The organism is Mycobacterium sp. RTGN4 (assembly GCF_033804635.1).
In the GTDB taxonomy this organism is placed as follows: Bacteria; Actinomycetota; Actinomycetes; order Mycobacteriales; family Mycobacteriaceae; genus Mycobacterium.
The window spans coordinates 323,475-336,798 of sequence record NZ_JAPZLB010000001.1; the positions used below are offsets into that span (position 1 = coordinate 323,475).

General features: G+C 66.3%; 13 protein-coding genes. 9 read left to right on the top strand and 4 right to left on the bottom strand.

Features of this window, described 5'->3' with window-relative positions:
• Positions 1–62: 62 nt before the first annotated feature.
• Together SLQ30_RS01530 and aspS are read right to left on the bottom strand one after the other, a co-directional pair.
• Positions 63–512, bottom strand: a complete 450-nt coding sequence (locus tag SLQ30_RS01530; RefSeq protein WP_319445079.1) for a nitroreductase family deazaflavin-dependent oxidoreductase — start codon at positions 510–512, stop codon at positions 63–65.
• Between the two features lie 109 nt (positions 513–621).
• On the bottom strand, positions 622–2,424 hold the full coding sequence (gene aspS / locus SLQ30_RS01535) for an aspartate--tRNA ligase (protein ID WP_319445080.1): 1,803 nt from the start codon (positions 2,422–2,424) through the stop codon (positions 622–624).
• A gap of 38 nt (positions 2,425–2,462) precedes the next feature.
• On the opposite strand from aspS, the gene SLQ30_RS01540 reads away from it, so the two are divergent.
• Entirely contained in the window at positions 2,463–3,368 is a 906-nt protein-coding gene (locus SLQ30_RS01540; RefSeq protein WP_319445081.1) for an oxidoreductase, read from the top strand.
• Between the two features lie 32 nt (positions 3,369–3,400).
• A complete protein-coding gene (locus tag SLQ30_RS01545; protein WP_319445082.1) occupies positions 3,401–3,910 on the top strand; it encodes an SRPBCC family protein in 510 nt (169 codons plus the stop codon).
• Between the two features lie 28 nt (positions 3,911–3,938).
• On the opposite strand, the gene SLQ30_RS01550 is transcribed toward SLQ30_RS01545, so the two are convergent.
• Positions 3,939–5,435: a carboxylesterase/lipase family protein gene (locus SLQ30_RS01550; RefSeq protein ID WP_413467894.1), complete on the bottom strand. Its 1,497-nt coding sequence runs from the start codon at positions 5,433–5,435 to the stop codon at positions 3,939–3,941.
• A gap of 109 nt (positions 5,436–5,544) precedes the next feature.
• On the opposite strand from SLQ30_RS01550, the gene SLQ30_RS01555 reads away from it, so the two are divergent.
• The 3 genes from SLQ30_RS01555 to SLQ30_RS01565 are packed head-to-tail and all read left to right on the top strand — an operon-like array spanning position 5,545 to position 7,850.
• On the top strand, positions 5,545–6,450 hold the full coding sequence (locus SLQ30_RS01555; protein ID WP_319445083.1) for a neutral zinc metallopeptidase: 906 nt from the start codon (positions 5,545–5,547) through the stop codon (positions 6,448–6,450).
• A 19-nt stretch (positions 6,451–6,469) separates the two neighbouring features.
• A complete protein-coding gene (locus SLQ30_RS01560) occupies positions 6,470–7,000 on the top strand; it encodes a DinB family protein (RefSeq protein WP_319445084.1) in 531 nt (176 codons plus the stop codon).
• A 13-nt stretch (positions 7,001–7,013) separates the two neighbouring features.
• Positions 7,014–7,850: a mycofactocin-coupled SDR family oxidoreductase gene (locus SLQ30_RS01565; protein ID WP_319445085.1), complete on the top strand. Its 837-nt coding sequence runs from the start codon at positions 7,014–7,016 to the stop codon at positions 7,848–7,850.
• Here SLQ30_RS01565 and SLQ30_RS01570 read toward each other — a convergent pair.
• A complete protein-coding gene (locus SLQ30_RS01570; RefSeq protein WP_319445086.1) occupies positions 7,847–8,728 on the bottom strand; it encodes an acyl-CoA thioesterase in 882 nt (293 codons plus the stop codon). The genes SLQ30_RS01565 and SLQ30_RS01570 overlap by 4 nt on opposite strands.
• A gap of 111 nt (positions 8,729–8,839) precedes the next feature.
• Here SLQ30_RS01570 and SLQ30_RS01575 point away from each other — a divergent pair, with 111 nt between their 5' ends.
• The 4 genes from SLQ30_RS01575 to SLQ30_RS01590 all read left to right on the top strand — a co-directional run bounded on the left by SLQ30_RS01575 (position 8,840) and on the right by SLQ30_RS01590 (position 13,323).
• Positions 8,840–9,472, top strand: coding sequence for a TetR/AcrR family transcriptional regulator (locus tag SLQ30_RS01575; RefSeq protein WP_319445087.1), 633 nt, complete (start codon positions 8,840–8,842; stop codon positions 9,470–9,472).
• Positions 9,473–9,600: 128 nt separating this feature from the next.
• A complete protein-coding gene (locus SLQ30_RS01580; RefSeq protein WP_319445088.1) occupies positions 9,601–10,824 on the top strand; it encodes an amidohydrolase family protein in 1,224 nt (407 codons plus the stop codon).
• Between the two features lie 106 nt (positions 10,825–10,930).
• Positions 10,931–12,073: an acyl-CoA dehydrogenase family protein gene (locus tag SLQ30_RS01585; protein ID WP_319445089.1), complete on the top strand. Its 1,143-nt coding sequence runs from the start codon at positions 10,931–10,933 to the stop codon at positions 12,071–12,073.
• The gene (locus SLQ30_RS01590) at positions 12,070–13,323 is read left to right on the top strand and encodes an acyl-CoA dehydrogenase family protein (protein WP_319445090.1); all 1,254 of its coding nucleotides are present in this window, start codon (positions 12,070–12,072) and stop codon (positions 13,321–13,323) included. The genes SLQ30_RS01585 and SLQ30_RS01590 overlap by 4 nt, the downstream gene beginning before the upstream one ends.
• Position 13,324: the final 1 nt, after the last annotated feature.

Sequence of the window (13,324 nt, forward strand, 5' to 3'; positions counted from 1 at the left end):
GCATAGTGACTTCGGCGCGGAAACCTTGGCTGTGTGGGGTTTCCGCGCCGAAGTCGCTCAGTTCAGCTGCGGATGAGCTCGAACAGCGGGATCGCCCGCGTGGTATTCGCCTGGTACTCGGCGAACACCGGTGCGATCTCGGTGATCGTCGGGTACGTGGCGTCCCGTTCGTCGTCGGGCAGTTCGCGCACAGTGACGTCGTAGGACTCGGTGCCGATCTCGATGTGAGCCTTCGGGTCGGCGCGCAGGTTGTGCACCCAAGCCGGATCCTTCGGTGCGCCGGCGTACGAGCCGATGATCAGCAGCTTGTCGTCGATGGTGAGGTAGGCCAACGGCGACAACCGCTGCTTGCCCGACTTCGCGCCGGTGGTGTGCAGCAACAGCAGCGTTCCCCCCTCGAAGGGGCCGCCCACCTTGCCGCCATTCGCGCGGAACTCCTCGACGACGCCGCGATTGAAGTCGTCGAGCGCTGCCGTATCGGCCACCAGCTTGCTTCGGTCGATTTGATTCATGTCCTCAGAGGTCATGCCAATGGACAAGGAGCCACCGCGCGTACGTATTCCCCACCGCGCGTTTCCGTGCACGCGCGATCGCGCCCTACGCGTCCGCGTGCACAAACCACTAATCGGATTTCGGCTTGGCGTCGATTCCCGATTCCTTGCGCTGCTGCGCGGTGATCGGGGCCGGCGCATCGGTCAGTGGGTCGACGCCGCCGCCGGACTTCGGGAACGCGATCACCTCGCGGATGGAATCGGTACCTGCCAAAAGCGCGGTGATGCGATCCCATCCGAAGGCGATGCCGCCGTGTGGCGGTGCCCCAAAGGTGAACGCGTCCAACAGGAATCCGAACTTGTCCTGCGCTTCATCGTGGTCGATGCCCATCATCGCGAACACCCGCTCCTGGACGTCGCGGCGATGAATACGGATCGAACCGCCGCCGATCTCGTTGCCGTTGCAGACGATGTCGTAGGCGTTGGCCAGCGCGCTGCCCGGATCGGTGTCGAAGCTGTCCTCCGACTCGGGCTGCGGCGAGGTGAACGCGTGGTGCACGGCAGTCCAGGCGCCGGAGCCCACCGCGACGTCACCAGAGGCCGTGGCGTCGTCGGCAGGCTCGAACAGCGGCCAATCGACCACCCAGGTGAACGCCCAGGCAGCCGGGTCGATCAAGTCGAGCCGCTTGGCGATCTCGATGCGCGTGGCGCCCAACAGTCCGCGGCCCGCCTTCGCCGTACCCGCCGCGAAGAAGATGCAGTCCCCCGGCTTCGCGCCCACGTGCGCGGCGAGGCCGTCGCGTTCAGCGTCGGTGAGGTTCTTGGCGACGGGGCCGCCAAGCGTGCCGTCCTCGGCGACCAACACGTAGGCCAGGCCCTTGTGACCGCGTTGCTTGGCGAACTCCTGCCAGCCGTCCAGCGTACGGCGCGGCTGCGACGCTCCGCCCGGCATGACGACCGCGCCGACGTACGGCGCCTGAAACACCCGAAACGTGGTGTCGGAGAAGTACTCCGTGCACTCGACGAGTTCGACTCCGAAGCGCAGGTCCGGCTTGTCGGAGCCGAACCGTCGCATGGCCTCGTCGTACCCGATGCGCGGAATGGGAAGCGGTAGGTCGTACCCGATGAGTGCCCAGAGCGCCCGCAGCACCTGCTCGGAGACGGCGATCACGTCGTCGGCGTCGACGAAGCTCATTTCCATGTCCAGCTGAGTGAACTCGGGCTGGCGGTCGGCGCGGAAGTCCTCGTCGCGGTAGCAGCGGGCGATCTGGTAGTACCGCTCCATACCCGCGACCATCAACAGCTGCTTGAACAACTGCGGGCTCTGCGGCAGTGCGTAGAACGACCCGGGCTGCAGGCGGGCGGGCACTAGGAAGTCGCGTGCCCCCTCGGGTGTCGAGCGGGTCAGGGTCGGGGTCTCGATCTCGATGAAGTCGCGCTCCGCCAACACTCCGCGAGCAGCGGCATTCACCTTGGAACGCAACCGAATTGCATCGCCCGGTCCCTGGCGGCGCAGGTCGAGGTAGCGGTACTTGAGCCGGGCTTCCTCTCCCGCCGTCTCGTCGAGTTGGAAGGGCAGCGGAGCACTCTCACTCAGCACCGTCAGTTTCGTGGCGTTGACCTCGATGTCGCCGGTAGCGATGTCGGAGTTGGCGTTGCCCTCGGGCCGGGCCTCCACGACGCCTTCGACCGCGACGCAGAACTCCGCCCGAAGGCGGTGCGCTTGCTCGAGCACGACCGCGTCGCGGAACACGACCTGCGCAACGCCCGACGCGTCCCGTAAATCGATGAAGATGACTCCGCCGTGGTCACGACGCCGCGCCACCCATCCGGCGAGCGTGACCGTCTGATCCACTTCAGTGGACCGCAACGAACCGGCGGCATGGCTGCGCAGCACAAAAACTCCTAGTGAAATGGGATGGGACTGACTCATCAGTCTAGAGGGGCGACTCCATAGGTAATTTGGCCAGTGTGGATGAACGCGCACTGGGTCAGGCTCCTTCGATCGCCGTGGTCGGCCCTGGGGCGATCGGCACGACGATCGCGGCCCTGGTGCACGCCGAAGGTCATCCCGTGTTGGTGTGCGGCCGGACCGCCCGGGCGTCCAGCGAGCTCAGGCCCGACGACGGCGCTCCGATCGTGGTGCCCGAGCCGGTGTGCACCGATCCCGCTGAAGTCGCCGGGCCCGTCGACGTCGTGTTGCTTGCGGTGAAGGACACCCAGACCGAGGCCGCCGCCGGGTGGCTGGCCAGGCTGTGCGACGCGCGGACCGTCGTCTGCGCGTTGCAGAACGGCGTGGAACAACGCGAACGCGTCGGAAGGTGGTGCCCGGAGTCAACGGTGCTGCCCGCCGTCGTGTGGTTCTCGGCGCAGACGCAGCCCGACGGTTGGGTGCGACTGCGCACGCCCGTCCGCCTGGTGCTGCCCGACGAGCCGGCGGCGAGTCGACTCGAGGTGCTGCGCGGCCCGCGGCTGTCCCTCGACACCGATCCCGACTTCGTGACCGCGACGTGGCACAAGCTGCTCGTCAACGCCGTGGCCGGATTCATGGTGCTGACTGGACGGAAGTCGGGCATGTTCCGGCGTGCCGACATCGCCGCGCTCGCACGAAGCTACGTCGCCGAATGCCTGGCAGTGGCGCGGGCGGAGGGCGCCAAGCTCGGCGACGAGCTCATCGAGCAGACCGTCAGCCTCTTTACCGAGGTGCCCGAGGACATGACGACGTCGATCCTGACCGACCGCGAGCAGGGCAGGCCGCTGGAGTGGGACATCCGCAACGGCGTCATCGCCCGCAAGGCCGCCGAGCACGGGCTCCCCACCCCCGTTAGCGACGTCCTGGTTCCGCTGCTGGCCGCCGCCAGTGACGGTCCCGGCTGAGCAGTAGACACCGCCGCCTAAAGTGTCCACTCATGGCGAAGACGTACCCGTGTGAGAAGGTCGCGCTCGACTTCATCGACACCGCACCGTTCCGGTTCGTCAGCAAGGTCGACCTCGCCATCACCCCGGAGCAATTGTTCGAGGTGCTGGGCGATGCGGAGTCGTGGCCGCACTGGGCGACGGTGATCACCAACGTGGTCTGGACCAGCCCGGAGCCCCGCGGCATTGGCACCACCCGCACCGTCAGCATGCGCGGCAACATCGTCGGCGACGAAGAGTTCATCGCATGGGAGCCGCTCTCGCACATGGCATTTCGGTTCAATCAGAGTACGTCGAACGCCATCTCGGCCTTCGCAGAGGACTATCGGGTCACCGAGACGGCCGAAGGCTGCCACCTCACCTGGGTGATGGCGATGAAGCCGAGCGGCCTGGCGGGCAGGCTCGGCATGACCGCGGGACAACCGGTCATGGGCTGGTTGTTCCAGCGATTCCTGCACAATCTCCGGCGTTACGCGAACGAGCGGTTCGCTGCTACCGACTGACGCGATCCGCTCCGCTTCTCGCTCGAAGTCAGTACAAACCCTCCCACGCCGAACGTCTGACCCCGTCCGGGTCGGCGACGGTGTCGTCACGCGTCGAACGGATGACGCGGGTGCGGCGATGTTCGGTTTCGTAGCGCGGCCACGCTTCGTCTTCCGGCCCGAACTCGCCGGTGGCGAAGTTCAACCAGGTGCGCTGCATGCGCCTGCCGACCCGCGGCTGCACGCGACGACCCAGCGGATGCAGCTTGCGGCCCAGATACGACGAGTAGCTGTGCTGGATGTGGACGATCTCGCTGCCGTGCGTGGCGCCGAGCCCCAGCACCCGAAGCGTCCACGTGGTGTGGTCGAAGCGATACGCATAGGTCGGGGCGTGCCCGCTGTACGCGTCGGCGAACGCCCACGCCGGGGCGCCGAACATCGCGTCCGAGCCGATGGCGACGAGGGCGCGTCGGCGTGGATGATCCGGATAGGCCGCCAGCACGCGCTGCTTGGCTTCCGGCGCCGTGCGGTCGAAGTAGGCGTCGACGGTCTCCCGGGTGGTCGGCAGCATCGGCGGCTTGACCCACGCGAACATCGACGCCTCGTGGCTGTTGGTGCCGACGATCAGCGGCACGCCGGACACCGCGCCTGCCCTGGCCGCCTCGATCGGGTGGTGCGGCAGAAGATCGACGCCGTGGGTGAGCCCGAACGCAAGCACCGGAGTGTTGGCCGCGCTCTCCGCTTGCAGCATCCCCGCCGCCCGACGCAAGGCCCGCTGCGGTAGCAGCTTGAGCTCGCCGACACCGACGCCGAGTTGCTCGACGAACCGGTGCGCCTGCCTGGCCCGCGTCTCACGGTCGGCGATCAGCGGCAGCGCCGGGCTCTGGGCGATCGCCCGGCCGAACAGTCCGTCGGCGGCCGGACTGGCCAGCAGCGCCAACACCGATGTCGCACCAGCTGACTCGCCGAACACCGTGACCTGATCTGGGTCCCCACCGAAGGCCGCGATGTTGTCGCGCACCCAGGCCAGCGCAGCGAGTTGGTCCCGCAGACAAAGGTTGTCGTCGAATCCCGGGCCGAGGTCTCCTAGTTCGAATCCGCCGAATACGCCGAGCCGGTAGGTCACGTTGACCACCACCACGTTGCCGTTGGCCGCCAGCCTCGAACCGTTGTACAGCTGCAACTGCCCCGCGCCATAGACGAATGCCCCACCAGGAATCCACACCATGACGGGCAACGCCCCCGTGACGTCGGGCGACCATACCGTCACGGTCAGGCACGCCTCATCACGGATCTTCGGGTCGTCGCGGCCGCCGCCGACGAACGACCGGCCCTGCGGAGGCAGCGGCCCGTGCTCGACGGCATCGCGGACATCGGACCACGGCTCCAGCGGGGTAGGCGCCAGAAATCGGCGGCCGTCCACTGGTTGCTCGGCGTAGGCGACCCCGCGCCAGACGTTCACACCACCTTCGGTGGTACCTCGCAGAAGTCCGGCCGCAGTCTGAACGATGGTCGAAAGTTCGGCAGTTTCTTTCAGGGCGCCCACCGGCTGAATCGTAGTGTGGGAAGCTGAACGCGGCTGGCGCCAAGCATTCCCAACGGGGGTGTCTGAGTTACGCGGCTGGACGGCCGATCGCTGCGAAAGGACCCGTGGGATGACCTTCAACGAAGGTATGCAGATCGACACCAGCACCACGTCGACGAGCGGTGGTGGCGGCGGAGGCGGTGGCCGGGGCATTGCGGTCGGCGGCGGCATCGGCGGCCTGCTCATCGTCGTCGTGGCGCTCTTCCTCGGCGTCGACCCCGGCTCGGTGCTGCCGCAGGGCGGCAGCGTCAACCAGTACGACACCCAAAACGTCGACGCACCCGGATTCGACGTGAGCCAGTGCAAGACGGGCAAGGACGCCAACACCAACGTCGACTGCCGGGTCATCGCGACCGGTAACTCGGTGGACGGGGTGTGGTCACAACTACTGAAGGGCTACACCCGACCCAAGGTGCGGTTGTTCAGTCAGCAGGTGAACACCGGATGCGGGCCTGCGACCACCGACGTGGGTCCGTTCTACTGCCCGGTAGACAAGACCGCGTACTTCGACACCTCCTTCTTCCAGGTGCTGGTCGACCAATTCGGCTCCAGCGGTGGCCCGTTCGCGCAGGAGTACGTGGTAGCCCACGAATTCGGACACCACGTACAGGATCTGATGGGCACGCTCGGCCGGGCGCAGCAGGGTGCTACCGGGTCGCAGGGCAACGGGGTGCGAACCGAGCTGCAAGCCGACTGCTATGCCGGCGTGTGGGCGCACTACGCCGCGATTACGAAGCAGGCAGGTTCGGACGTGCCATTCCTGGAACCGCTGTCCGACAAGGACATCAACGATGCGCTCTCGGCAGCTTCGTCGGTCGGTGATGATCGCATCCAGAAGACGTCGACTGGCCGGGTCAATCCGGAGTCGTGGACCCACGGTTCGTCGAATGCGCGCCAGTACTGGTTCACCCAGGGCTACAAGACAGGTGACGCGAACCAGTGCGACACCTTCTCCGCTCAGGACCTCCACGAGTAATGACCGCCGCCGCACCGCGATGACGCCGGATGACGCCATCACGCCCGACGGCAAGGACTGGACCTGGGTGTTGAGTCGCCCGTGTCCCCAATGCGGTTACGACGGGGCGCGGGTGCATCCCACGGATGTCGGGGAACACCTTCGTCGAGACGCGACCGACTGGGTCACCCGGCTGCAGAGGCCAGGGGTCGCCATCCGCCCCACGCCCAGCGTCTGGTCGACCCTCGAATACGGCTGCCACGTTCGCGACGTTCACCGCATCTTCAACCACCGCGTGGAACTGATGCTCGCCGAAGAGGTCCCGACGTTTCCCAACTGGGACCAGGACCAGACTGCGGCGGCCGACGACTATGGATCGCAGGATCCGACGACGGTCGCGGGCGAACTATCGCAGGCCGCGAACGCCATCGCTGACACTTACGCCCGCGTACCGGCCGACGCATGGCCACGGCGCGGACTACGTAGCAACGGTAGCGAATTCACCATCACCTCGATCGCGCGCTATCACCTGCACGACATCGTTCACCACGCATGGGACGTCACCCATTGAGGAGCACCTCCGCATGAGCGCCGCCGAGACCACAGACAAGCCACTCGCCGGACGCGTCGCCTATGTCACGGGAGCCGCACGCGGACAAGGCCGCTCGCATTGTGTGCGACTGGCCAGGGCGGGCGCTGACGTGGTCGCCATCGACGCCTGCGGCCCGGTCGCAGACAGCAACGGCTACGCGCCATCGACGCCCGAGGACCTCGGCGAAACCGTACGACTGGTCGAGAGCGAGGGGCGCAAGATCCTCGCCAAGGAAGTCGACGTCCGCGATCTCGAAGGTCAGCAGCGGGTCGTCGCCGAGGCCGTCGAACAGTTCGGCCGCCTCGACGTCGTCGTCGCCAACGCCGGGGTGCTCAATTGGGGCCGGCTGTGGGAGATTTCAGAGCAACAGTGGCAGGACACCCTGGACACCAACCTGACCGGCGTGTGGCACACCATCAAGGCCGTGGTGCCGCCGATGATCGAGGCTGGCAACGGGGGGTCGATCATCAACATCAGCTCGGCCGCGGGCATCAAGGCCGTGCCGGGCTGCGGGCATTACTGCGCGAGCAAGTTCGGAGTGGTCGCATTGACCAACTCGCTGGCAGTCGAGTTGGGCGAGTTCGGAATTCGAGTCAACTCCGTCCACCCGTATGGCACCGACACCCCGATGGGCAACGACCTGTCGATGTATCAGATGTTCGCCGACCATCAGACCTACATCCACAGCTTCTCCCCCGGCGCGTTGCCGACGGACTCGCTGGCAGCGCCCGACCTCGTCTCCGACATCGTGCTCTGGCTGGCCAGCGACTCCTCGTCGCTCGTGACCGCTGCTCAGATTCCGGCCGACAAGGGCTACCTCAAGATCTAGAGGCGGGATTCCGCTCCGATTGCCGTGTCGGTGGTCCGTAGCGGGCGGATCAGTGCATCTTGGGCGAACGACGCGATGAGTTCGCCCTCCTCGGTGTGCACCGCGCCGCGAACATATGACATGCCTGCGCCCACCTGAGTGCTCTCGTGCGAGTACAGAATCCAGCCGCCCCAGCCGAACGGCTCGTGAAAGCTGACCGAGATCGTCATCGGTGCCGTCGAAACCGTGAGGTGCGCTTGGGCGGTACCGATGCCTTCGTGTGCCCGCATCGTGGTCGAAATCCCAAGGTGCCCAGTGAAGTACGCGACGAGCGCCTTCGCCAGGTCGGCCCGCGCAGGAATGGGGTCGTAGTGCAGCCAGGCGAACAACTCGGGCGGCCCAACCTCGTCGGGGCTGTTGACGTCCGCGACGTCGACGAGCCTGAGCTGGCGCCCGACCATCGGCATCTCCGAGTGGATGGCGTCCGCGGGCGCAGCGACGTCCGGCCGTGGAAGATGGTGGCGGATCACGTCGCCGGACGGAACGTCGGTGAACGCCGTGACGGTGATGCAGCGTTTGCCGTTCTGTGTCACATTGACGACGGCCGTTGCCGTCGAACGACCTTCGGCGACCACGTCGATCGCGAATTCGACCGGCGGACCGACGACGACCGCGCGGGCGAACACCGCGTAAACCGAGCGGACTGACTTCTCCGGAAAACGTTTGGCCACGGCGACGATGGCCTGGGCGAGCACCTGGGTCCCCTCGACCACCTGACGTTCGTCGGCTCCTGCGATACCGGTCCGCCCGACGAATGCGCCGTCCCCTGCCGGCTCGACGTCGAACAGGTCTAGCAATCGCTCGACGGTCCATTGGGCCTGATCGGACTCCGTGGTCATGGTGACTCCATCTCTCGTATCAACGCTGACGGACCAGTCGGGGCGCCCATGCGAGCGACACCTTGGCCGCAACGACACCGCTGGCTCGACCAAGACGGTAACGTCATTCTCATGGCCAAGTCGAGCGCCCGTCCCTCGACCGGTGCGGCGGACGCCGGCGCCGGCGAAGAGGAGCCACGGGATAAGCGGTTCATGCGATCGGCGTTGGCGATCCTCGGCGAGACCGGTCGCACCGACTTCACCGTGCTCGAGGTGGTGGAACGGTCGAAGACCTCACTCCGGTCGTTCTATCAGCACTTCTCGACTAAGGACGAACTTCTGCTGGCGCTCATCGACCGGATCATGAGTGAGTCGACGCTCAAGTGGCGCGAGGAGACCGACAGCCTCGACGCCGCCGCGGCACTGAGCCATCTGATCGATCGGGTAAGCGCCCCAGCGTCTTCGACCACCCAGGACAGCATCAACCGCGGGTTGACCTTCTACAACGACCATCTCGCCGAGTCGTTGCCGCGCGAGTACGCGCGGGTGCTCTCCCCGGTGCACGAGCTCATCAAGGACATCATCAAGCGCGGCATTGCCGAGGACGTCTTCGCACCCGACTTGGACGTCGCCCCCACGGCGACGCTGATCATGCAGTCCTCGATGGGCGCGATGCGCCTTCGCGTGCTTGGCGCCGAACTCAACGACGTGCCCCTTGAGTCGGGCCACATCAAGGACTTCTGCCTTCGCACGCTGCGCAAGTAACCCCCGCAGCCCACTGACCAGCACCGACAGCACGCCGCACGCCGTTTCGGCCGGGGTGGTATCGGCGCTGGTCCCGACGTGGTAACGTCATTACCACTTCACCAGAACAAGACCTTCAGGAGGCGGAAATGCCCAGCCGCGAGCTTCCATATCCGGTGTTCGATGCCGACAACCACTTCTACGAGCCCAAGGAAGCGCTCACTCAGTTCTTGCCCGATCACCGCAAGGGCGTCATCGACTACATCGACGTCCGCGGCCGCACCAAGATCATGGTCCGCAACCAGGTCAGCGACTACATTCCGAACCCGACGTTCGAGGTGGTCGCCCGACCCGGCGCCCAAGAGGACTACTTCCGGCACGGCAGCGGCGGCAAGAGCTTCCGCGAGGTGATGGGTAAGCCGATGAAGGCCATCCCCGCCTTCCGTGATCCCGCGGCGCGCCTCGAGGTGCTCGACAGCCTCGGCCTGGACTACACGCTGATGTTCCCGACGCTGGCCAGCCTGGTCGAGGAGCGCCTCAAGGACGATCCCGACCTGATCCTCGACATCGTGCACGGACTGAACCAGTGGATGTACGAGACCTGGCAGTTCAACTACGAGGACCGCATCTTCTCCACCCCGGTCATCAACCTGGCCAACGTCGATCGTGCCCTCGAGGAACTCGAGTGGTGCCTCGATCGGGGCGCCAAGACCGTCCTGGTCCGGCCCGCACCGGTGCCCGGCTACCGCGGGAGTCGCTCCATGGGTGTCGAAGAGTTCGACCCGTTCTGGGACGCCTGCGTCAAGGCGGGCATTCCCGTGTCGATGCACGCTTCGGATTCGGGTTACTCCGAGTACCTGAACGACTGGGAGCCAGCCAGCGAGTTCAAGCCGTTCTCGCCGACGTCGTTCCGGATGGTCGCGATGGGCAAGCGGCCCATCGAGGACACCATGGCGGCGCTGGTGTGCCACGGCGCGCTGACCCGCAACCCCGAGCTGCGCATCCTCTCGGTCGAGAACGGCGCATCGTGGGTGCCCACCCTTTTCAAGCAGTTCAAGGACGTCTACTCGAAGATGCCGCAGGAGTTCCTCGAGGACCCGATCGTGTCGTTCAAGCGCGGTGTGTACGTCGCACCGTTCTGGGAGGACGACTTCGCTGAGATGGCCGACCTGTGCGGCGTCGACCGGATCATCTTCGGATCCGACTGGCCGCACCCGGAAGGCATGTCCGACCCGATCACCCTCGTCGACGACCTTCAGGGCCTCGATGAGGAGGGCCAACGGAGAGTGATGGGCGGCAACATGATCGACCTCTTCAAGGTCGAGAACAAGATCGTGCACAAGCCCGACGTGCCCGCGCTCGTCCTTACCTGATCGCTCATACCGCTGCGGCGGGCGCGCCGGAATCCTGCCGGTGAGCCCGCCGCGGCGGTAACTCCACAACCGGCAACTCCACAACCCAAGAGGCTGAACCGAGCTCATGACCGACGTCGCAAACCCAGAACGGATGCTCTTCGCCTCGACCGCCCAGGCATTCCTCGAGAAGGAAGCCGCCCTGAGTCGGGTCCGCGAATTGCACGCCTCCGGCAAGTCTTTCGAACGGGACTGGTGGCGGCGCGCCGCCGAACTCGGCTGGGCCAGCATGCTGGTGCCTGAGGAACTCGGCGGCGGCAGCGTCTCCGGCGACGGCGTCGGCGATCTCGCGTTGATCGCCGAGTTGATCGGCCGGACCGTCGCACCGGGCCCGCTGCATCCGGTGAACACGGTGCTGGCCGGACTGGTGGATGCCGACAATGCAGGGGCACACTCGGACACCATCGAAGCGTTGGTCGCGGGCGAGCTCATCGCGTCGTGGGCCGTCTACGAGCCCAAGTGCGGCTGGTCACCTCTGGAGTCGACGGTCACCGCAACGCCTGCCGACGGCGGGTTCCGGATCGACGGTGCCAAGGATCGCGTCGAGGCCGGGTCCGAGAGTGACGTCTTCCTCGTGGTCGCCCGGTGCGGCGACGAACTGCGGCAGTTCCTCGTCCCCGCGGATGCGCCAGGCGTGACGGTCGAGGCGCAGCAGTCGGTCGACCTGGTAAAGCGTTATGCCCGAGTGATCTTCGACGGCGTCGAGGTAGGCGCCGATGCCGCGGTTGGCTCGGCCGACCAGACGGCGGCGCTCATCGCACGCCAGGCGCAGGTTGCCCAGGTGCTGCAGTGCGCCGAGGTAGTCGGTGTGCTCGACACCGTCATGAACTTCACGATCCAGTGGGCGTTGGACCGGTACTCCTTCGGACGGCCGCTGGCGTCGTACCAGGCGCTCAAGCACCGCTTCGCCGACATGAAGATCTGGTTGGAGGCCTGCCGGGCTACCTCGCGGGCCTCAGTCGCCGCAGTGGGTGCCCGCGCGACCGACGCCGACCTGCTGGCCAGTGTCGCGAAGTCCTACATCGGTGAACACGCGGCGCCCATGCTGCAACAGTGCATTCAACTGCATGGCGGAATCGGCGTCACGTGGGAACACGATCTGCACCTGTTTCTCCGTCGAGTCACGTTGTACCGCTCCATGTTCGGAACACCGGAGGAGCACAACCTGCGGGTGTACGCGCACGCCGAAGCAGAGCGGGCGGCATCATGACCGACACCACCTCAGCCAGGCCGACCACCGAAACCGTCGAGGAGTTCGCACTGCGGGCCAAGAACTGGCTGGCCGAGCACATGCCGACCACCGATCCTCGGAACCCGCCGGACGCGGACCGTGGCGAAGATGGACCGTGGCTCCGCGCCAGGGAACTGCAGAAGATGTTGTACGCCGGTGGTTTCGCCGGTATCTGCTTCCCCGTCGAGTACGGCGGCCTCGGCCTGCCGATCGCCTACAAAAAGGCGTTCGACGAGGTCTCCCGCGGCTACGAACTGCCGATCATCTTGAACGTGCCCACGTTCACCATCTGCGCGGCGACCATTCTGGACACCGGATCCGAAGCGCAGAAACGCCAGCACATCTCGGCGGCGATCCGCGGCGAAGAGGTACTCGTCCAACTGCTTTCGGAGCCCAGCGGCGGATCCGATCTGGCCAGCGTCATCACCCGCGCCGACCGCAAGGGCGACAAATGGGTGGTCACCGGCGCGAAGACCTGGAGCACCAGCGCGTTCGCCGCCGACTACGGCCTACTGCTGGCCCGCACCACATGGGACGTGCCGAAGCACGAGGGCCTAACGATGTTCCTCGTCAAGCTCGACAGCCCGGGCATCGACATGCGCCGGATCAAACAAGTCGACGGTGGCAACGAGTTCTGCGAGGAGTTCTTCGACGGGCTCGAGCTCGATGACGACGCCGTCGTCGGTGAGGTCAACGACGGGTGGAACGTCGCGTCGCGTCAGCTGTACCACGAACGCCGCGCGGTGGGCGGCGGATCCGAGTTCGCCAGTGGCATCGGCGCCGAGGGCAAGACCGACCAGGCCGTCGATTACGTGGACCTGGTCACCGAGCTCGGAGCGTCAGACAACGAGCGCATCCGCGAGCTGGCCGGCCGCGCCTTGGTGGTCCGCGCCGTTCACGAACAGCTGATCGACCACGTCTACCACGGCGTACTCGACGGAACGCTGCCTCCCGCAGCGGGTTCCATCATCCGCATCTCGCATGCCGAGAACGTTCAGTGCGAGCTCGACACCACGTTGGCGATGACGGGTGCCAACGCGGTGGTCGACGACGGAAGCGGGCTGTTCAGCGTCGGCAACCGGTATCTATCGCGGCAGGCGGCGTCGCTCGGTGGCGGCACCACCGAGATCGCGCGCAACATCATCGGCGAACGGGTGCTTGGTTTCCCGCGCGAACACGCGGCCGACCGCGGCGTGCCGTTCAATCAGGTGAAGCGCAAGCGCGACTGAA

What these genes read in the sequence shown, in the direction of transcription:
- SLQ30_RS01565 (WP_319445085.1), top strand. Translation starts at nt 7,014, where the DNA reads ATGAGCGCCGCCGAGACCACAGACAAGCCACTCGCCGGACGCGTCGCC.
- SLQ30_RS01580 (WP_319445088.1), top strand. Translation starts at nt 9,601, where the DNA reads ATGCCCAGCCGCGAGCTTCCATATCCGGTGTTCGATGCCGACAACCAC.
- SLQ30_RS01585 (WP_319445089.1), top strand. Translation starts at nt 10,931, where the DNA reads ATGACCGACGTCGCAAACCCAGAACGGATGCTCTTCGCCTCGACCGCC.
- SLQ30_RS01560 (WP_319445084.1), top strand. Translation starts at nt 6,470, where the DNA reads ATGACGCCGGATGACGCCATCACGCCCGACGGCAAGGACTGGACCTGG.
- SLQ30_RS01575 (WP_319445087.1), top strand. Translation starts at nt 8,840, where the DNA reads ATGGCCAAGTCGAGCGCCCGTCCCTCGACCGGTGCGGCGGACGCCGGC.
- SLQ30_RS01545 (WP_319445082.1), top strand. Translation starts at nt 3,401, where the DNA reads ATGGCGAAGACGTACCCGTGTGAGAAGGTCGCGCTCGACTTCATCGAC.
- aspS (WP_319445080.1), bottom strand. Translation starts at nt 2,424, where the DNA reads ATGAGTCAGTCCCATCCCATTTCACTAGGAGTTTTTGTGCTGCGCAGC.
- SLQ30_RS01530 (WP_319445079.1), bottom strand. Translation starts at nt 512, where the DNA reads ATGAATCAAATCGACCGAAGCAAGCTGGTGGCCGATACGGCAGCGCTC.
- SLQ30_RS01570 (WP_319445086.1), bottom strand. Translation starts at nt 8,728, where the DNA reads ATGACCACGGAGTCCGATCAGGCCCAATGGACCGTCGAGCGATTGCTA.
- SLQ30_RS01555 (WP_319445083.1), top strand. Translation starts at nt 5,545, where the DNA reads ATGACCTTCAACGAAGGTATGCAGATCGACACCAGCACCACGTCGACG.
- SLQ30_RS01590 (WP_319445090.1), top strand. Translation starts at nt 12,070, where the DNA reads ATGACCGACACCACCTCAGCCAGGCCGACCACCGAAACCGTCGAGGAG.